This window comes from Haloarcula mannanilytica, from assembly GCF_005406125.1.
In the GTDB taxonomy this organism is placed as follows: Archaea; Halobacteriota; Halobacteria; order Halobacteriales; family Haloarculaceae; genus Haloarcula; species Haloarcula mannanilytica.
Genome location: NZ_BIXZ01000004.1, coordinates 156432 through 175779, shown reverse-complemented (window position 1 = coordinate 175779; position 19348 = coordinate 156432). Strand labels below are relative to the sequence as shown.

Annotated in this window: 20 protein-coding genes and 1 tRNA gene; 11 read left to right on the top strand and 10 right to left on the bottom strand. The window is 63.1% G+C overall.

Annotated elements, in window-relative coordinates; genetic code table 11:
* Window positions 1-76 precede the first annotated feature (76 nt).
* Genes Harman_RS13020 through Harman_RS21790 form a run of 3 tightly spaced genes read left to right on the top strand, consistent with a single transcriptional unit; the run spans window position 77 to window position 2218 of the window.
* Window positions 77-703, top strand: coding sequence for a TasA family protein (locus Harman_RS13020; RefSeq protein WP_160140693.1), 627 nt, complete (start codon window positions 77-79; stop codon window positions 701-703).
* Window positions 690-1232: a signal peptidase I gene (locus Harman_RS13015; RefSeq protein WP_137684222.1), complete on the top strand. Its 543-nt coding sequence runs from the start codon at window positions 690-692 to the stop codon at window positions 1230-1232. Before Harman_RS13020 ends, Harman_RS13015 begins: the two co-directional genes overlap by 14 nt.
* 44 nt (window positions 1233-1276) lie before the next feature.
* On the top strand, window positions 1277-2218 hold the full coding sequence (locus tag Harman_RS21790; RefSeq protein WP_235007210.1) for a hypothetical protein: 942 nt from the start codon (window positions 1277-1279) through the stop codon (window positions 2216-2218).
* 6 nt (window positions 2219-2224) lie between these two features.
* On the opposite strand, the gene Harman_RS13005 is transcribed toward Harman_RS21790, so the two are convergent.
* Window positions 2225-2590, bottom strand: a complete 366-nt coding sequence (locus Harman_RS13005; protein ID WP_137684221.1) for a hypothetical protein — start codon at window positions 2588-2590, stop codon at window positions 2225-2227.
* 335 nt (window positions 2591-2925) lie between these two features.
* Here Harman_RS13005 and purL point away from each other — a divergent pair, with 335 nt between their 5' ends.
* A complete protein-coding gene (gene purL / locus Harman_RS13000; RefSeq protein WP_137684220.1) occupies window positions 2926-5091 on the top strand; it encodes a phosphoribosylformylglycinamidine synthase subunit PurL in 2166 nt (721 codons plus the stop codon).
* A gap of 61 nt (window positions 5092-5152) precedes the next feature.
* Here the strand turns inward: purL and Harman_RS12995 are convergent, their stop codons facing one another.
* Window positions 5153-5344, bottom strand: a complete 192-nt coding sequence (locus tag Harman_RS12995) for a DUF7550 family protein (protein WP_137684219.1) — start codon at window positions 5342-5344, stop codon at window positions 5153-5155.
* Between the two features lie 109 nt (window positions 5345-5453).
* Here Harman_RS12995 and hisF point away from each other — a divergent pair, with 109 nt between their 5' ends.
* Window positions 5454-6269 carry an imidazole glycerol phosphate synthase subunit HisF gene (hisF, locus tag Harman_RS12990; RefSeq protein WP_137684218.1) on the top strand — a complete coding sequence of 272 codons (816 nt, stop codon included), beginning with the start codon at window positions 5454-5456 and terminating at the stop codon, window positions 6267-6269.
* Between the two features lie 475 nt (window positions 6270-6744).
* Window positions 6745-7593, top strand: coding sequence for a hypothetical protein (locus Harman_RS12985; protein ID WP_137684217.1), 849 nt, complete (start codon window positions 6745-6747; stop codon window positions 7591-7593).
* A 2-nt stretch (window positions 7594-7595) separates the two neighbouring features.
* Here Harman_RS12985 and Harman_RS12980 read toward each other — a convergent pair whose 3' ends face one another.
* The 3 genes from Harman_RS12980 to Harman_RS12970 all read right to left on the bottom strand — a co-directional run bounded on the left by Harman_RS12980 (window position 7596) and on the right by Harman_RS12970 (window position 9663).
* A complete protein-coding gene (locus Harman_RS12980; protein ID WP_137684216.1) occupies window positions 7596-7880 on the bottom strand; it encodes a DNA-directed RNA polymerase subunit L in 285 nt (94 codons plus the stop codon).
* A gap of 98 nt (window positions 7881-7978) precedes the next feature.
* A complete protein-coding gene (locus Harman_RS12975) occupies window positions 7979-8287 on the bottom strand; it encodes a DUF7410 domain-containing protein (RefSeq protein ID WP_137684215.1) in 309 nt (102 codons plus the stop codon).
* A complete protein-coding gene (locus Harman_RS12970; RefSeq protein WP_137684214.1) occupies window positions 8284-9663 on the bottom strand; it encodes a hypothetical protein in 1380 nt (459 codons plus the stop codon). Before Harman_RS12970 ends, Harman_RS12975 begins: the two co-directional genes overlap by 4 nt.
* Before the next feature lie 136 nt (window positions 9664-9799).
* Here Harman_RS12970 and Harman_RS12965 point away from each other — a divergent pair, with 136 nt between their 5' ends.
* From Harman_RS12965 to Harman_RS12950, 4 genes are all read left to right on the top strand, one after another.
* Entirely contained in the window at window positions 9800-10663 is an 864-nt protein-coding gene (locus tag Harman_RS12965) for a cytochrome c oxidase subunit 3 (protein WP_137684213.1), read from the top strand.
* A 41-nt stretch (window positions 10664-10704) separates the two neighbouring features.
* Window positions 10705-10947, top strand: a complete 243-nt coding sequence (locus Harman_RS12960; RefSeq protein WP_137684212.1) for a DUF7385 family protein — start codon at window positions 10705-10707, stop codon at window positions 10945-10947.
* Between the two features lie 54 nt (window positions 10948-11001).
* Complete coding sequence (locus Harman_RS12955; RefSeq protein ID WP_137684211.1) at window positions 11002-11637, top strand: PGF-CTERM sorting domain-containing protein; 636 nt, start codon at window positions 11002-11004, stop codon at window positions 11635-11637.
* Window positions 11638-11731: 94 nt separating this feature from the next.
* Entirely contained in the window at window positions 11732-12772 is a 1041-nt protein-coding gene (locus Harman_RS12950; RefSeq protein WP_137684210.1) for an NAD(P)-dependent alcohol dehydrogenase, read from the top strand.
* Window positions 12773-12858: 86 nt separating this feature from the next.
* On the opposite strand, the gene Harman_RS12945 is transcribed toward Harman_RS12950, so the two are convergent.
* The 3 genes from Harman_RS12945 to Harman_RS12935 all read right to left on the bottom strand — a co-directional run bounded on the left by Harman_RS12945 (window position 12859) and on the right by Harman_RS12935 (window position 14452).
* Window positions 12859-12932, bottom strand: a tRNA-Thr gene (locus Harman_RS12945).
* A 78-nt stretch (window positions 12933-13010) separates the two neighbouring features.
* Window positions 13011-13424, bottom strand: coding sequence for a universal stress protein (locus tag Harman_RS12940; RefSeq protein WP_137684209.1), 414 nt, complete (start codon window positions 13422-13424; stop codon window positions 13011-13013).
* A gap of 32 nt (window positions 13425-13456) precedes the next feature.
* Entirely contained in the window at window positions 13457-14452 is a 996-nt protein-coding gene (locus tag Harman_RS12935) for a class I SAM-dependent methyltransferase (RefSeq protein ID WP_137684208.1), read from the bottom strand.
* A gap of 75 nt (window positions 14453-14527) precedes the next feature.
* Between Harman_RS12935 and dph5 the strand changes: the two genes are divergently transcribed.
* On the top strand, window positions 14528-15307 hold the full coding sequence (gene dph5, locus Harman_RS12930) for a diphthine synthase (protein ID WP_137684207.1): 780 nt from the start codon (window positions 14528-14530) through the stop codon (window positions 15305-15307).
* A gap of 24 nt (window positions 15308-15331) precedes the next feature.
* On the opposite strand, the gene artA is transcribed toward dph5, so the two are convergent.
* Both artA and Harman_RS12920 read right to left on the bottom strand, forming a co-directional pair.
* Complete coding sequence (gene artA / locus Harman_RS12925; RefSeq protein WP_137684206.1) at window positions 15332-16333, bottom strand: archaeosortase A; 1002 nt, start codon at window positions 16331-16333, stop codon at window positions 15332-15334.
* Window positions 16334-16479: 146 nt separating this feature from the next.
* Entirely contained in the window at window positions 16480-19176 is a 2697-nt protein-coding gene (locus Harman_RS12920; RefSeq protein WP_137684205.1) for a DUF7282 domain-containing protein, read from the bottom strand.
* Between the last annotated feature and the right edge of the window lie 172 nt (window positions 19177-19348).

Below are 19348 nucleotides of genomic sequence, written 5' to 3'. Positions count from 1 at the left end.
CCTGAAACAGCACTAAGAATCGGAAATTCGGTTTGCTGGGGCGACCACCGCAGCTACAAACGTAATAGATGGTCCCGTGAATCAAGAAAGCGAATCAAAACTATCGCTCACTCGCAGGCAGATACTCGGCGGCCTCGTTACCGTCGGTGCCGGCAGTGCTGCAACGGGAGCGGGAACCATGGCGTATTTCAGTGACAGCGAGAGCAGTACTGGCAACCAGATTTCGGCCGGGACGCTGAACCTCGGATTTGCTGAGAGCTCGTCGTTCAGTTTCAGTACGGCACTCGCCCCGGGCGAGTCCACGACAGACACCGTGCGGCTGGTCAGCTCCGGCACAATCTCCGGCTCACTGGACGTGGATTTCGACTACGTGGAAAGTGACAGCGCACAGAACGATACGGACGAGAGCGCATCTGCGGTGGCCGAGAACCTCACTGTCGTAACGCTGACGTACGGCGAAACGGATCACACCGACCAGATCACGACAGACAACCCGTCCCCGACGCTTGCAGACCTAGCCGACAACGCCCATGGTTCCGATGAGACAACACAGAACGACCTCGTGAATCTCGCCGACCCGGGCAAGAGTGGCACCAAATTTACTATCGGGCTGGAACTCGTCGAGAGCATCGGCAACAGCTTCCAGAGCGACGGGGTCGAGATCACTGCCACGTTCCATCTAAACCAGAATGACTCCCAGTAACACCGAAGACGGCGTCGACTGGCGGCGGGTCGCCAACTGGATCGGCCTCGGAGTCCTCCTTGTCGTCGTCGGGGTGTTCGTCGCCGCCGCGGTGCCACAGGCTGTCGGCGCAGACGAGAGCTACGTCGTTCTCTCCTCAAGCATGTCGCCTGCTATCGAGGCCGGGTCGGTCGTGTTCGTCAACAGCGTCCCGCCGGCCGAGATCTCAGAGGGCGACGTTATCACCTACGACCGCTCGCCCGGCGGAACGACATCGCGGGTCACCCACCGAGTCGTCAATGTCATCAAGGAGGACGGTCAGCGGCAGTTCAGAACGAAAGGCGACGCAAACGAGGACCCGGATCCGGAACTTGTTTCGGCAACGGCGGTCGTCGGCGTCGTCACGTTTAGCGTCCCCTATATCGGGCACGTCATCGTGTTCTCACAGACCCGTGTCGGATTGCTGGCACTCGTTGTTGGTCCAGCACTGCTTCTTGTAATCCTCGAAATCCGGGACCTGCTCTCGGGAACGGGAGACAGAAAACAATGAACGGCGGAGGAGGCCGGCTGCGAGGAACGGTGGGGTGACCTGAGATGGGACAGGGCATCTCTCGGGACGAGGACGGAAACTACAACAAGCGACTCATCGGACTGCTCGTTCTCATCCTGTTCGTCATTATCGGGGCTGGCGTGGGGACGATTGGCCTTACCAGCGACGACGACCCGGCACCCGGACGGCCCGATATCGAGATGACACCGGTGCCGGCAGAGGCGACGCCGACACCGACGCCTGCGGGGACTGAACCGTCCCAACCCGAGACACCGACTGAAAGCGGCGGCAGTGGGTCACCGCCGCCAAGCGATCTCGTGAATGCAACGCCGACACCCACTCCGACCCCGAGTTCGACACCGACCCCGTCTGACAGCCGGCCCGATGACGGCGCTACCAGCGAGACGACGGACGGGCCATCGAACAATGGCGGTGGCAGCTCGTCCGGTAGCGGCGGGGGGTCTTCTGGTGGCGGTGGAGACTCCGCTGGCGGCGGTGAGGACGACCGCGGCTCGTCCGGCAATCTGGAGCTGGAGACACAGGGTTCCGCAGTGCTATTGCAGGTCGGGGGACTCGCCCCCGGTGACACGGAATCCGGCTCCGTCGTCGTCCGGAACAGCGGCTCGGTGGCGGGGACGCTCGGCGTTGTCGACGTGAACGTGACCGACGACGAGAACGGGCTTCGGGAGCCGGAGCGGGCGCTGGGTGACACAACGGCTACCGGCGAGCTGTCCGATCACCTGGAGGTTCGATTGTGGATTACCTATGCGAACGGGACCACGGAGTATCTGGCAGGCTCGGACACGTCGACTGTCACGCTGGCCACGCTCGATGGGGCCGCCGAACAGGGGACGCGAGCAGTCGCCGGCGGGGACCAGGCGACAGTAGAAATCGAAGTAACACTGCCCGAGTCGACCGGTAACGAGGTCCAGAGCGACCGCATCGACCTCACCGTCCCAATCGTCCTGCAAGAACGACGCTCCTGAGACGGTTCAGGAGAACAGCAGACTGAGATTGAAGCCGGTGACACCGAGCCCCATCACTGTCAGGAGTACCGGCGGCCCGTAGTACAGCAGCGGATCCTCGTCGAGTACGCCGCCCCAGATGCTCACGCCGAGACAGCAGTAGATGACAAGCAGTTTGAGCCCGAGGAAGCCGCCGCCGCCGAAGGACTGAATCGCCCACCGAATCGCCGGGTTCGCCTCGGTGAACGTCGGGACGAAGTAGACAATCGCGATCGTAGTCACGACATCGCCCACGCCGTACGTCGCCAGTGCCACCGCCCACACGCTGGAGAAGGACCGACCCGAGAAGGAACTCCCCTCTAGCGTCAGCCAGTCGATGTCGGCAGCAGCCATTATCACAGGATATGCACGGCGCCCACATATATCCCGACACCCTATTATCTAATCTGAGACTGGACAAAGATTTTGGCACTATACACGAATTAGGATATTCCTAATGGTCCCTAAAATCGAATTGAGTGCGCTAATAACGCGTAATTTATCAAATCAGGAGGGGCTCTATTTCCACCCTCTAACAAATTCATATTTGAGATTGTACTGTCGAACTCCAACGGAGACGGAGACGCTCCACCGCTGGCCTCGGCGTAGATCAAACGCGCTCGTCGCTAGCGCCTTCCAGCGCGGGTGCATGGAAAGGGACTTATCCTGCGGGCGGCCACGGAGAGGTAATGAGCCTGTCCGACGCGGACCACGAACTCGTGGTCGAGGAGATCGGTCGGGAGCCGACACGGGCGGAGGCCGCTCTCTTCGAGAACCTCTGGAGCGAACACTGCGCGTATCGCTCCTCTCGCCCCCTGCTGTCGGCGTTTGACTCCGAGGGCGACCAGGTCGTCATCGGTCCCGGCGACGACGCCGCCGTCGTTTCCCTGCCGACCCACGGTGACGGCGAGGAAATGTACATCACGATGGGCGTCGAGTCCCACAACCACCCGTCCTACGTCGACCCGTTCGACGGGGCGGCGACGGGCGTGGGCGGTATCGTCCGCGATACGCTGTCGATGGGGGCGTACCCCATCGCGCTGGCTGACTCCCTGTACTTCGGTGACTTCGAGCGGGAACACTCCCGCTATCTCTTCGAGGGCGTCGTCGAAGGCATCTCCCACTACGGGAACTGCATCGGCGTCCCGACTGTCGCCGGTAGCGTCGCCTTCCACGACGACTACGAGGGCAATCCGCTCGTGAACGTCTCCTGTATCGGCCTGCTGGAGCCCGAGCGGACCATCACCGCCAAAGCCCAGAAGTCGGGCAACAAGCTCGTCCTCGTCGGCAACGCGACCGGCCGGGACGGACTGGGCGGTGCGTCCTTCGCCAGCGAGGACCTCGCTGAGGACGCAGAAACGGAGGATCGACCCGCGGTTCAGGTCGGCGACCCGTACTCCGAGAAACTCCTCATCGAATGCAACGAGGCGCTGCTTGACGAGGACCTCGTCAAATCCGCGCGTGACCTCGGAGCGGCGGGGCTGGGCGGGGCCTCCTCCGAACTTGTCGCCAAGGGCGGCCTTGGCGCGCGCATCGAACTCGACCGCGTCCACGAGCGCGAGCCCAACATGAACGCCATGGAGTACCTGCTCGCCGAGAGCCAGGAGCGGATGGTGTACGAGGTCGCGCCCGAAAACGTCGGCCGCGTGGCCGAACTCGCCGAGCGCTTCGATCTGGGCTGTTCGGTCATCGGTGAACTCACCGAGCCGGGCACGAACTATGTCTGCACCTTTGAGGGCGAGACCGTCGTCGATGTCGCGGCCGAGTTCCTCGGCGACGGCGCGCCGATGAACGACCTGCCCAGCGAAGCGCCGCCGGAACAGGAACGGGACCTGCCGACAGTGTCACTTGATGCAGCCTTCGAGCAAATCATCGGGAGCCCGAACTGCGCCTCGAAGCGGTGGGTGTACCGCCAGTACGACCACGAGGTGCAGGTCCGCACGAGCGTCCTGCCCGGCGACGACGCCGCGCTGCTTGCCATCCGCGAAGCCGGGACCGGGCTGGCCTTTTCGGCCGGCGCGGACCCCAACTGGACCGACGCCGCGCCGTACGAGGGTGCACGCGCCGTTGCACTGGAAAACGCCACAAACGTCGCTGCGAAGGGCGCGACGCCCCACGCCGCCGTGGACTGCCTCAACGGCGGCAACCCCGAGAAACCCGACGTGTACGGCGGCTTCAAGGGCATCGTCGATGGCTTGGCGGACATGTGCAGCGACCTCGACGTGCCGGTCGTCGGCGGGAACGTCTCGCTGTACAACGACTCCCAGGACGGCCCGATTCCGCCCACGCCGACGCTCGCGCTGGTCGGCGTCAAGGAAGGCTACGACGCCCCGCCGCTGTCGCTCTCGGGCGAGGGCACGCTCGTCGTCGTCGGCGACACCGCGCTGGAGGGTGAGGCCGACCCGCGACTCGGCGGTTCCGAGTACACCGCGCAGTTCGGCGGCACCGACCGCTTCCCCGAACTCCCGGCGGACTCGACAGGGCTCATCGAGACCGTTGCCGAAGTCGCCGACGCCGACCACGTGCTGGCGAGCCACGACGTGAGCCACGGCGGCCTCGCGGTGACGCTGGCCGAGATGGTTCATGAAGACGCCGGCGCGTCGGTCGACATCGAAACTGTCGAGCGTGGAACCCGGAAACGCCTCCTGTTCAACGAGCGGCCCGGCCGCGTCGTGTTCGAGACGACCGACCCGGCGGCTGTCCGGGAGGCCTTCGACGGGGTCGCCCCGGTGACGGAACTGGGCGAGGCCAACGGCTCGAACCGGCTCGACATCACCGTCAACAACGAAACACTGCAGTACGACGCCGCGGACATCGCGGATCTGCGCTCTGTCATCGAGGACGAACTGGCCTGAGCGAGGCGACGAACTTTTTTTATACTAGTCCGATTCTGCGACGAGAAAAGCGACCCAAGAGTCAGGCCAGCGCCAACGCGATGCCGAACGTAAGCACCAGTCCGACTAGCAGCACGCCCAGCCCCGTGCCGACCTGCGACATCGTGAAGTCGCTCTGGGGGGCCGTCGACCGAAGCGGCGGTTCTCCTGCGGGGAGTTCGACGTGTTCAGGGTCGTAGTCCGGTCGGTCCTCCTCGTGGTGGTCGTCTGCCATGGGCGTTGGTTCTGGAGCGGCCTACGTGTAGCTGTCGGATTGCCGCCGGCCCCACACTTGCACCAGTCGAAACGGTCAAACGGCGTTGTTGCGAACCCACAGGTATCTGATGACGCTCACGAAACGGATTATCCCCTGTATCGACGTGGATGTAGACGAGAACGGGGACGCGGCGGTCTACACGGGAGTCAACTTCGAGGACCTTGAGTACACCGGCGACCCGGTGGAGATGGCCAAGGCCTACAACGAGTCCGGGGCCGACGAGTTCGTCTTCCTCGACATCACGGCCTCTGCCGAGGGTCGGGAGACGATGCTCGATACGGTCTCGGCGGTCGCCGACGAAGTGTTCATCCCGCTGACAGTCGGCGGTGGCATCCGCACCCGCGCCGACATCAAGGAGACGCTGCGGGCCGGCGCTGACAAGGTCTCGATCAACTCCGGCGCTATCGCCGAACCGGACCTCATCGACGAGGGCGCGGCAGCCTTTGGCAGCCAGTGTATCGTCATCTCCGTCGACGCCCGCCGGCGCTTCGACGACGAGGGCGAGTACTACGCCGAGGTCGACGGCGAGTCCTGCTGGTTCGAGTGTACGGTCAAAGGCGGCCGCGAGGGGACCGGGCTGGATGTTGTCGAGTGGGCCACCGAGGCGGAGGAACGGGGCGCTGGCGAATTGTTCGTCAACTCCATCGACGCCGACGGGACCAAGGACGGCTACGATATCCCGCTGATGAAAGCCGTCTGTGACACCGTCTCGACGCCAGTCATCGCCTCCTCGGGATGTGGCAGCCCGGAAGATATGGAGGAAGTGTTCGTCGACGCCGGCGCGGATGCCGGCCTCGCCGCCTCGATTTTCCACTTCGGCGAGTACTCCATCGCCGAGACCAAGGAGTATCTGGACAGCAAGGGAATCCCCGTTCGGTTGTAAAACGTGCCGAACCGACCGGAGTGCGGGCCGGTTTTTTCGCCCACGGTTTTCAACGGAGCGGTGCCCGCAGCGAACACAGTGAGCGAGGGCAGCCGAGGCAGAACACGGTGGAAACAGGGTATCTGGACAGCAAGGGGATTGGAAGGCCACCCCCGATTTAACGTAGCAATATTAAATATACATACCTGTCACGCTCCCTGTATGGTGCAGTTCTCCCGCAGTCTCGGCTGTCTCGGTTTTCTCCGCGTCTCACCGAATACTACCAGTTCTCGCTGCCAGCGATTGGGTATCCCTCGGCAGGCAGAAAGCCGACCGGTCGAACGTAACGCAGGTGTGAGTCTGTCCCGATGAGTGGCTCTGTGACTGCTCGACCGAGAGGACGGGGGCGTATCCCTGCCCCACGGGAAGCGCCGAATCCGCCCGACTCCGGTTCGGCACCGGGCCTGTTTTATTCGCCCAACACGGAGAGCCACCAATGAAATGGCGGTGTGAGTGGTGTGGCAAACCCCACGAGGAAGACGACCCGCCGTGTGACAACTGCGGCCACGGCACCTTCGAGGAAGCCGTCACGCAGGTCAACCAAGAGGTCGTCGAAGGCGGCCCCAGATGGGTGTGTCTGAACTGCGGCCGCCAGCACCAGAAGAACTCCCCGCCGTGCAAGCGCTGCGGTGGCAGCAACTTCGAGCGGCGGACGGGGCCGCCGGAGGAGGACCCGCTCGATGAAATTCAAACCGGCTGGCTGGAGGTCGTCGAAACGAAGTACGTGATCGGCTACGCCGCTGTTGCGGTGTTGCTCGGGCTCATCGTCCTCGGCGCGGTGGGTGGTATCACGCTCCCGGGCTTTGCCGCCGATACCCCCGCCGGGCCGCCGTCGATTGCGTCTCCCGCCGGGAGCGGTGAGACGGTCAACTCGCTCTCGCTCGCCGAGGCCGAGGACACCTACGTCGATGTATATAACGTTCGGCGGTCGGGCGTCGGCGGTGGGACGGTCTCGCGGAACGCGACCTTAGATGACGCCGCAGCCTACTACAACAAAGGCCGCGTCGACGCACGGTACGACAACGCGGAGCCGCCGACGCGAGACGGTGTCTCTCGGTTCCCACTCCCCTGTGGCCGTCCGGCGGTTGTCAGCTACGAGGTTGCCTACGACCGGACGCCACAGTCAGTCAACCAGTTCCAGAACGAGACGGCGCTGGCGACCGCGCTCGTCGACAACTACATCGAGCGGGGCAATCGGATTCAGCGGTCGGACGCCGGGTTGATCGGCCTCGATATCCACGTCGGCCCGGACGAACGCGTGTTCGTCACGTACGTCCTCTGTTAAAATTACGCGGCGGCTTCGAACGCGTCAGTGAAACTGTCTGCCTTCTCGATGACGGCGTCGGTCCCGTCTTCGAGGGCCTCCAGCGCGTCGACGCCCTCCTCGGTTTTGATGGTCAGGACCGGGTCCGTCTGGCCGCCTGACTGCTCCGGGTTCACGTCGTAGGTCGCCGCGGTTACGCCGTCGGTTTCCAGCAGCGCCCCCTTGATGACGTTCATGAAGGTGTGGTCCTCACCGGCGATTTCGATAGAGAGTTCCGTGTCGGATTTGTCGATAACGCGAAGGTCCATACCCACAGTTTGGTCCCCTCCGACCCATCAACGCTTCGCTTCCCACCTGTTGTTGGTGTCGGCGCGGGCAGCAGACGGGCGAGGAAGGGAAGCGTCGTCTACACGAGCGCGTATATCATCAGGAGACCGAAGTAGATGAGCACGAGCGCGCCAAGCGCTTGGAGGCGGAACGTCGCAAGCGACTCCTCCTCGTCCTCGTGGGCCGCCCGGAAGGCCTCGACTTCCGCGTCGTCGAGGTCGTTGGGATGGGCCAACCCGCGGTGGAGCGCGAGCCAGTCCTCGCGGGCGAACGGCCGGCCACAGTATGAACAGTCGTACGTCTCCGCGTCAGCCGGTACGTCGTAGGTCTCCTCGGTGGCGCTGGGTGATGCTGGCTGCTCGTCCGTGGTTGCTACTGTCTCAGTCATAGGTGTGGTAGTGCTACCTCCGGCTGGGAGACAACCCAGAGACTCGTCATCGTGTAGAACACCATAACCGCAATGAAGGGGTACTGCGACCGGATCGCCTGTAGCCGCGCGGGAAACAGGTCGTAGGCTGCGGCGTGGGCCACCCAGATGGCGACCAGGTGGCCGACGATGACCGACGTGAGCGCAATCGCGCCGAACCACTCGGGCAGTTCGAGGGTCGGCACCGTCGCCGGGTCGGCGAACGGCGACGCGAGCGCGACGGCCAGCGAGGGCGCAAGTACGAGGAAGTACCCGAGGTAGTGCGCGAAGTGGTAGCCGACGGCGATAGCGATAAGGGGCGGTGCGAACCGCTGAGCGAGGACTGCCGGGGTGAGGTACGTGTCTGATATGTCACTGGAGAGCCGGACCGCGAGCCGGTACACGCCGAGGAAGAAGCCGAAGCCGATTGCGAGTGCGACCGGATACAGGAGGTGCGGCGGGACGCCGGGCTCGACGAGTGGCGTCGTCAGGTCACGCCAGGCGGGCGTCGTGACCAGCCCGTCGTAGGTGGTGACCCACAGCAAGGCGACCACGAACGCCACTTCGTCCGGGCCGTCGACCAGCCGCGGCGTCGAGAGGTCCATGCCGGGGAGCCGAAGCCGAAGCCCGTCTTCGCCGCGGCCGATGGGCGCAAACCGGCCGTAGTAGCGGAACACTCGTTCGACGGGATCAGCCTGGGTGAACCAGTCGTCGGGGCCGAACACGAGCGCGCCCGCAAGCGTCACCACGGAATAGCCGGCGACGGCCGACGCGAGCAGTCGCGGCTGGTCGGCCAGCGGGCTGACGACCTCAAGCCAGACCAGCACGAGCAGCCCGGCGACGGCGGGCCAGGAACCGACGCGGTCGGGATAGGACCGGTCCAGCGTCGGCAGGAGGTCGGCGAGCGTTTTCAGTGGATTGAGTGTCGCCCAGGCGTTGCCAAGGAGGTACGTCGTCATCGCAAGCCCCGCCCACCAGCCGACCCAGACGAGCAGTATTGCGAGGTTCGTCCGGGCGGTCGTCGGGCCGACGAAGCCGATTACGAGAACCGCGGCGAGTCCGACGACTCCGATGAGTTGCCCAACGAGTCCCAGGACTCGCTCGAACTCACCCGACAGCGGCCGCCCCCAGCCGTGAATACGCTCAATAAAGGCGCGGTCGGTGACGAACGAGGCCAGCAAGAACGACGCACCGACGGCTGCGCCGCCGGTACTCAGGAACAGCCACGTCGGGATGGTCAGTGACTCCCGACCGCCGCCGGCGAGACTGCCGCCGTGGGCACTCGCCGTTCCCGTCGCGGCCAGCAGTCCCAGCCCACACACCGCCAGCGCGGCCCTGTGACGCCTCCCGAATGTCATCGTCGGCAGTTGGGCCTTCGCCCCCGTGTAGCTTCCGGGATGTCCGCGAGTCGCCCGGCCAGACACCGGGCCAGTGGCGGGACACGCCGCGGAGAATTGGATGGGCTTTTAGTATTCCATTCGTAAGGTGGCTAGTATGAGTGTCTCCGATGAACACGCGGACGACGGGCACGGGGAGCATCACCTCCCGGCGACGGAGGACTGGCCCCACGGGTTCGGCGAGGCCAGCTGGTGGCCGTTCGTGACGGCGATCGGCGCGTCGGGTATCTACGTCAGCGCGGCCCTGTTCGTGCTCTCGATGGGCGAGAACGCACTTGTCAGCCAGACGGTTGGGGCGGGAGCGACGGCCGGGAGCGTCGGTATCTTCCTGGTCGGCCTCTACGGCTGGCTCTACCACGCCTTCGTCTCGGACTTCTGGGAACGCGGCACGGACTATCACTCCGATAAGACGCTGAAGTTCGCGATGCTGTTGTTCCTCGGAACAGAGATCGCCACTTTCGGCGCCGGTTTCGTCTACTACTTCATCGTTCGCGGCGGCGAAGTCTGGACGCAGGCGTCCATTCCGCACGTGTTCGGCTCGCTGGTCATCATCAACACGCTGATCCTGATCGTCAGTTCGGTGACACTCCACTTCAGTCACATCGCGCTCCGGAACGGGAACCGGAGCCGGTTCATGCAGCTACTGGGTGCGACGCTGCTGCTTGGCATCGTCTTCATCGGCGGCCAGGTGTACGAGTACTACGAGTTCATCGTCCACGAGGGCTTTACCATCACCGGCGGTATCTACGGCTCTGCCTTCTACGGCCTGACCGGGCTCCACGGCCTGCACGTGACGATGGGCGCCGTCCTGCTGGGCATCGTCTTCGTCCGCTCGTACTACGGCCAGTACTCGGCTGAGCGACACACGTCCGTCTCGACGGCCTCGATGTACTGGCACTTCGTCGACATCGTCTGGATCTTCCTCGTCGTCGTCCTGTACATGGGCGCGAATCTGGTGTAAGTCGCCGACGAGTTTTTGCCGGCCGACGCGTGTGCACACGCATGGAGGAGTTAGATGTCAGCGGGAGCTTCGATGTCCACGAGTACCGACACGGGCTCAAGCTCCTGAAAGACGACCGCGGGACCATGACGTTGTCGAACCGATCGGGGTTCGGCTGTCCGGCCTGTGGCAACGAGTTCGAGACGCTCTTTATCAGCGAGAAACGGACGAACACGTTCGGAAACCCCGATTCGCCCTTCTGTCTGGTCCGGACCGACGATCAACTGCTGGTCCTCACACACTGAACGGCGTATCTGCGGGTAACAAGGCTTATCCTGCCTGATCCGATTCGAACACGTATGCGAAAAGCGATCCCTGCAATCGGTCTCGCCGTCCTCGTCGTCCTGTCGGGCTGTGTGACAGCCACCGTCGACTCGACGGTCGCTGCCGACGGCACGGTCTCGGAATACGATCTGACGCTCGAGATGTCCCCGTCAGTGTACGACGGGTTCCAGAGCCAGGCCCAGCAGGAGGGGTATGATTCAATCGAAGGGTATCTCCTGGCCGACGTGAACACCAGCCGGATGGAGAACCACACGTACGACCAGAACTTGGAGGGCGAGAACGTCACGCTCTCCCTGACGTTCACGAATTGGACCCCCGGCCCGGAAAGCGACGTGTCGACCAATGTCAGCGATGGAAACGTCACTTACGAGGACCGAACGTTCCTCACTGCGGATGAAGAGTCAGACGTGGCCTTCGGCGACGGCGTTGCCGTCGAGTACCGACTGACGATGCCCGCCGACATCACGTCCTCGAACGCCGACCTCGTGCGGAACGACACCGCTGTCTGGGAGTACGCGTCCGACGAACCGGTCGACGAACCGATTCGCGCGACCAGCCCCGCGCCATCGTCGGCCTTCGGCCCCGGTATGGGGATTCCTGTCGCCGTCGTGGCACTGCTCGGGGCTGCGCTGTTGGCCCGTCGGGACTAAACTCCGCCGACGATAGCAGACCAGAACACTGGCGGTCGATATATTCGATTTTTTATACTGTACGTTTATTGCCGTTTCGCCCGGACACAGAACGATGCGCGCAGCCAGACTTCACGAATACACGCATGACATGTCGAACGGGCTCTCGATAGACGAGGTGGATGCGCCACAGGTCACGTCGGGGGACGATGTCATCGTCGAGGTCGAAGGGGCCGGCTGGTGCCAGACTGACAATCACATAATCGAGGGGATGTGGGAGGAGTACGTCCCACAGGAGCTCCCGATGACACTGGGCCACGAGAACGCCGGAACAGTCGTCGAGACCGGCGACGACGTTGATATCGTCTCTGCGGGCGACCAGGTCATCTGTCACCCGGTCCAGACCTGTGGGACCTGCCGCCCGTGTCGACAGGGCGAAACGATGTACTGCGAGAACGACGCGTTCAACGGCCTGACGACCGACGGCGGCTTCGCCGACCAGTTGCTGACCAGCGACCGGTCGGTGATTCCGCTGCCCGAGGGCGTCGACCCGGCGGATATCGCACCCCACGCCGACGCCGGCATCACGGCCTACCACGCAGCGAAGAAGGCCGTCGACGGGCTCAATCCCGGCGACACCGCGGTCATCATCGGTATCGGCGGCCTCGGCCACATCGGTCTCCAGTGCCTCGATGCGATGTGTGCCGCCGACCTCGTCGCCGTCGACATCAAACAGTCCGCCCGCGATCTCGCAGCGAACCTCGGTGCGCACTACACCATCGATCCCGAAAGCGAGGACGTAGCCAGCGAGGTTGAGACCATCAGCGACGGTGTCGGAGCCGCGCAGATACTGGATTTCGTCGGGGCCGACGAGACGACGGCACTCGCACCCGACATCTGTGCCGCGGGCGGCGACCACCACATCATCGGGTACGGGGGCCACATCCACGAACCCGCGCAGGCACTCGTCAACGGCGAGTTCGCCTATCAGGGCAACATCGTCGGCCAGTACACCGAACTCCAGGAACTGGTCGCGCTCGTCGACCGCGGCGCGGTCGACCTCCACACGACCCGGTACGACCTCGACGACGTGAACACCGTTGCACAGAAACTCGAAGACCGAGAGATCGACGGCCGCGCGGTCATCACGCCCTGAGACGGGCTTTTATCGGTCGCTTCGGTGGTGCCCGTGTGGACGCGGGACACCGGACAGTTGTCGCTACTCGTGTTGTTCCAGTAGAAAGCCGGTGGAGGGATTTGAACCCTCGGCCTAATCCTTACGAAGGATTCGCTCTGCCAGTCTGAGCTACACCGGCGCGTCGCTCGCGTACATCACTGTTTGGACGCATAACCGCAATAAGGATTGCGAATCGGGGCCACCGAGGGGGACGTTCTCACTCCGCTCGGGACCCGACGACGGTGACCGGGTCATCCGCCTCAAGCAGGACTTGCTGGGAGACGCTCCCGAACACCGCTTTTCCGGTCGGCGACCGCTTTCTGGACCCCATAACGATCTGGTCGACATCGAACTCGTCGGCCAGGTCGGTGATGCCGTCCGCAGGCGGCTGCTGGCCCTCGGCCAGTTCGACCTCGACATCGTGGTCTCCGAGGTAGTCACGCACGAGACGGACCGTGGAGATGCGCTCGACGTTGCGGATTTCCTCGGGCGCTTCCGCCTCCTCCTTGGTCAGGGCGTGGGTGATGATAGCCTTGATCTCGGTATCGGAGGCCGGTAGCTCCGCGACGAAAGCGGCCTGGCCGCGGGCGCGGTCTTCGTCCGCGTCGACGGGGACAAGTATCGTGTACATACTCCGGTTGGATATATTCGCAAGGCGTATCGTTAAGCAGTTCGGTCCGTGCGTGTCAGCCGAACGTCGAGAACGACGTTGTGTTCTTTCGGAGCGTACGACCGGACGGTGTGTCTCGTCTCGACCGTCACGTCGTAGACCGGCTCCGCGGCCGCCCTGATCGCTCGCTCGCCGGGACCGAATAGGTCCTCTTCGTGCTGGATGTCGTAGTAGTGGAGGACACACTCCTCGCCCGCCAATCGGACAGCGGTCTCAAGGAATTCGTCTGCGCTATGGGGGAGATTCATCACGACACGGTCGGCCCACCCCTCGTAGTTGTCGACGACCTCGCGCACGTCGCCACAAATGCCGGTCACGCGGTCGGCGACGCCGTTGCGTTCCGCGTTCGCCCGGAGATACTCTATCGCCGTCTCGTTGATGTCGGTGCCGACGCAGGTCGCCCCGCGCTTGGCGAACGGGATCACGAACGGACCCACACCGGCGAACATATCGAATGCCTGCTCGCCCGTTACGACCTGCTCAGTGACGCGATGGCGCTCCGTCGCCAGTCGCGGCGAGAAATACACTTCTGCGAGGTCGAGATCGAACGTACAGCCGTACTCCCGATGGGTGACTTCCGTTCCGTCGCCAGCCAGCACGTCCCAGTCACGGACCCGCTGTTCGCCTTTGATCTTCGACGCGCGGTTCAGCACGGCTCGCACCGGCAGGTCCGAGTCCATGATCGCATCCGCGATCAGCTGCGCCCGTTCGTCGTTGTCCTCGTCGATGATCGTCACATCGCCGATGCGCTCGTAGCTTGGGTCGAAGTCGAGCCCGTCGGCAGGCATCGTTTGGCCCTCCCGAACCGGCGGGTCGAACTCCACGACGGTAAGGTCCGACGGCACCGCTGTGGGGTCAGTGACGGGGACGTACAGTTGCCCCTCGACGACCGTGATGTCGTAGCCGTCGTCGACGAGGTTTGCCTCGGCGAGGCGCTGGCGCGTCTCCTCACCGGCCTCGCGGGGAACGCGAACGCAGGGAACGCCCATACACTCTCTCCCCGACCGCGGGCGGTAAGCCTGACGCTTCGCGCCCTTTATCCCCGACGGCGACCCACACCGGATATGCTCACATTCGTCGGGCTGGGCCTCTACGACGAGCGCTCGGTCACGGTCGCCGGCCGCGACGCCATCCGGGACGCCGACCGCGTGTTCGCCGAGTTCTACACGAGCCGGCTGGTCGGGACCGACCTCGAAACGCTGGAGGACGCGCTGGAGACGACTATCGAAATCCGGGACCGGGCCGGAATCGAGCAGGACCCAGAGCCGATTCTTGCAGCCGCTGAGAGCGAAGATGTCGTCTTCTGTACCGCCGGCGATACGATGGTATCGACGACCCACACCGACCTCCGGCTTCGAGCTGCCGACCGCGGCATCGAAACCAGAATCGTCCACGGGACGACTGCGCAGACGGCCGCCGGATCGTTGACTGGCCTGCAGAACTACCGCTTCGGGAAGGCCACGACGCTGCCCTTCGAGGACGCTCATGGCGGCGACGGCGTTCCCGATAGCGTCGTCGCCACCATCGAGGACAACCGAGACCGGGACCTGCATACGCTCGTGTATCTGGACATCAAGGTCGACGATCCCCACTGGGACGACAGCGACGACACGTACATGACCGCCAGCCACGCCGCCGACCTGCTGTCGGAGTCGTTCCCGGACACGCTCGGCGTCGTCGTCGCCAGGGCCGGCAGCCCGGACCCGCTAGTGGTCGCCGATACGCTCGATGAACTCGCCACCCAATCGTTCGGGGAGCCACTGCACCTCCTCGTAATCCCCGGCTCGCTACACCCGCTCGAAGCCGACGCCTTAGAGTCACTCGCTGGGGCCGATCTAGAATAGCGTCGGCTGGTCCTTCGGCGCAGTTCAGTCGTCGCCGGGTGTCGCGGTGTTTGGCTCAGACTGGTTTTCGTCAAATGCTGTCCCGAGGTCGTACTCCGTGCCAGTCACCAGAAACAGGAGGTCCTCGACAATCACGGTGAGTTCCGGTAGCTCCCGCATCAGGACCCACGTGAGGGCGACGAGGACGATGACGGACCCGAACTGAGCGAGCATCCGGTCGACGATGTAGTACGACACCAGCTGAGCGTCGCTGAGACCGAACAACGTCATGACCGTCTCCGGGAAGAACTGGGCCTTCTGGAGGCCGAACGCCAGCGCGATCCCGAGGTTCCGGATCAGATTCAGCACGTAAATGATACCGACAGCAGCGACCAGCACGCGGAGCTTCCGCCGCCACGGGGCCGCGACCGCCAGTATCCCGCCGGCGAAAATTGAGATGCTGCCGATACCTGTACACGCCAGGATGATGGTGTACGTTATCGGGCGGTCAGTCTCGTCGAACCAGAACGTGTTCTCGTAGGGGTACTGCTTCGACGTGATCTCGACGCCGTTGTACGAGAGTCCGTCGACGACCACCGGGTCATGGCCGACCAGCGTCATCAGGAACGCGACCTGGTCGGTAACGACCTCGATAATGGTCTGGCGGAGCGGGCCGATAGTGAGGAAAGGGACGTAGATGACGCCCATAATACCGATAGCCCGGGTCAACACCAGCAGCGACTCCCGGCCGTTCCAGAGCAGGTAGCCGGTGTACAGCGACAGCGGCACCGCGATGACGCTCCCCAGCCCCTCGACGACGCTTTTCTGTATCAGTATGAAATGGGGGGCCAGGACGAGCCAGTACGCCGCAAACAGCACCCAGCCGACCGTCCCGACGGGACGGGCCAGCCGTGCGTCGTACTGGGCGACGGCGACGCTTCCCAGAAATGCCGCGAGGACGAGCCACATCAGCGGCTCGGAGACTGTGACCGGGTCAAACGACAGTCCAGCGATATCGACGCCCGCTTGCAGGACTGTCTTACTCATTGCCCGTACGTAAGCCAAACCGTCGTATATGTTTTGTCGTTGCGCTACTGTGCGGTGTCGTCGTCAGACCGCCTGTCGGTAGCGCCGCCGCTATCGACGTAGCGCGCGAAAGAAAGAACGGTGTTCAGGGACCGGAGCTGTTCCGGTTAGTTGTTGCGTCGGACGGCGAGGAGTGCAGCAGCGACCAGCGCGACGAGCGCCAGGACTGCCGTGAAGCCGGGACCGTCTGCAGCGGTGGTGGTCGCTTCGTCCGTGTCTGCGGGCGTATCCGCAGGCGTGTCAGTGTCCGCGGGCGTGTCCGCAGGCGTGTCGGTGTCTGCGGGCGTGTCGGTGTCCGCGGGCGTGTCCGTCGGCTCCTCAGCGGAGACGGTCACGTTCGCACTGTCCGTCACGGCAGAGCCGTTGGCAGTGTACGGACCGTCAGTGGATCCGCCGGAGAACTCGTACTCTTCGTTGCCGTTGGTGTCGAGGTGCGGCATCGCAACCGCAGTGAAGTTCTCGTCCATCGGCTCGTCGAGCGTGATCGTGATGTCTTCCTGGCTACCCTGGTTGAGGTAGTCGGAGTTACCGATGACATCGCCGCCTGCGTCACCCTCGTGGATGGCGATGAAGCCACCGCTGGACAGCTGTACGCTGTCAACCGTGACTTCACTACCGTCGGACTCCTGATCGCTGATGCTCACGGTGGCCGTCGGACTGTCAACGAGCGTGCCACCGATGTCGTCACCGATGTCATTCCCGTTGGAACGGGTCTGTGCCGTGAAGTTCGTTCCAGGGCTACGTTCGCTGAAGTCAGCCGTTGCGGTGAACGTACCGTTCGACGTGACGGCTGTCTCCGGCTGGAGCAGGAACGGACTGCTGCTCGACTGGCTGCGGAAACGGACCGTCACTTCGGTACTGGGTGCGACGTTCGTCGTCCCCGAGAGCTGCTGACCAGCAGCAGCCTGGAGCGTGATGTCGTCGTCGTTGTTCAGTGTCGCCTCGGCGTCGAGGAACTCAACGCTGTCGTTGACGACTTCGCTGTCGTCGTCGTCGTCGACAAGGTCACTGGTTTGGTCGTAGACAGTGAAGTTTGCCGCGTACTCGTCTTCGTCTTCAAGGTCAAGACCACCATTATCTGCGTCAGAGAGAGACGCTCCGTCGATGGCGACGAAGTGCGTGTCGTTGGCCTCGTCGTAGATGACCTTGTATTCATCATTGGCAACGGCGTCGCTGATGTCCGTAATATCGGAATCAGTGTTTGCGCCAGGGTCATCATCCTCAAACCCGAGCTGGAACGGATTATCAGTTAGGTCACCGTCACTGTCGGTCTCGGCGCCGGATGCGTCACCGTAGGTACTCGTGTCGATATCACCGTCATCGCTGAGCACACCTTCGAGACCGGATGCCTCGACCTGGACGATGATGTCATCGTTGACATCATTGATCGCTGCTTCGTCGGTCTGCGTGATGTTACCGGCTTCGATCAGGTCGTAGATCGGTGCAGTCTCATCGGATTCAAGATCGCTGATCTCGTCACCGTACGCGTCGCTCGGAGCGCGCCACACTTGGACGTTCTCAGTGGACCGCTCTCCGAGGGAGAGCGTCCCGACGTCGTCCTCGTTTTCAACCTCTGCGTTCTCCGATTCATTAGCTTCGACGCCAATGTGGCCATTAACGACGAGCATGTCGTAGTCCGTCGCCTCAAGGATGTCCTGGCCGGCGTTTGTATCGCCGAAGTCACCATAGTTATGCTGTTCAGCATAATCGACGGTGGTTTCGTCGTCACCAGGGGTGATGACGTTATCGGCGGCGACACTGGTGGCGCCAGCTTTCCAGGTGTTGAACTTGACGTGTGCTACGCCGTCTTCGTTGTCGTCAGTCACTTCGGCGATAGCGAAGTAGTTGTCGTCATCCTTGTCACCGATCTGCACGGTCGCTTCGTCGGTGTTGTCGAGTTGGATGCTGATGTTCGCCACGTCACCGCGTTCCTCAGAGACGACGCCGTCCTCGAAGGACGCTTGGTCGTCACCGGTGTCAACAACCTCGATGTCGTCCGAATCCGAGGCGTTGGCGTCAACTACGCTAGTCTCGACAGTGTAGTTACCTTCGTCGATATCCGTGAAGTCCAGCGTGAATTCGCCTTCCGCCGCGTCGGCGACAATCTGGATCTTCTCGGTGTCAGCGAAGAACTCGTCTTCGGCAGCATCGCGGTCGTCGTCGTTGATACCAACGAGGTCATCCTTCTCGGTGTCCGGGTCGTCGATAACATCGTCCTCGGAAAGATCGCCCGACCGAGTGAAGATGTCCGAGAGTTCGTCCCGGTCGAGGTTATCGGACGAGATGTTGACCGCGTATCCGTTCCGGACATCGGACGCGATCTCGAACTCGACTTCAGCCGAGTCGCCCTCCGTGCCGACGGAACTGTCGTCGAAGTCAGCGGTCAGGTCCTGCGGGACGACTTCGAACGTGTTACGGGCTTTGAGGTCATTCGCAGTATCTTCTTCGCCCCCGGTGTTCAGGTTGACGACATCGCCGGTCTCACCGTTCTGGATGACGAAATCGCCTTCACTGAGGCGTCCGTCAAGGTCGAACGAGACAACCTCGTTGTCGCCAGAGTTGACCGTCCGGCGGAGCGCGCCGACTTGATCATTGTCACTGCTCTGATCGACGGTCCGAACCTCATAATCAGTATTGGCGTTGTTTGCGGTAAACTGTACCTCTTGACCGCTGTAGAATGTCCCAGCGTTCAAATTGGATGCAGCAGCAGCACTGCCCGCGAAGCCGGTCGTCATGGCGAATACCGAGAACACCATGATCGCGGCCAGGAACAGGCTGCGCATTTTTTCGTTTGTATCTGTCATAGTTTGTTGTTGCTATCGGGCGACCCCAGCAGTTTTCCGCGTGGTCGGAACGCAGTCACCGCGACCACGCGTAGACCGGACCGGCGTACTCACTTCTGGCGTCATGGGTAGGGGTATCGGTACATTACCCGAAGTGTGGTAAATGCTTTGTGGAATAAAGGTGGTAAGTATA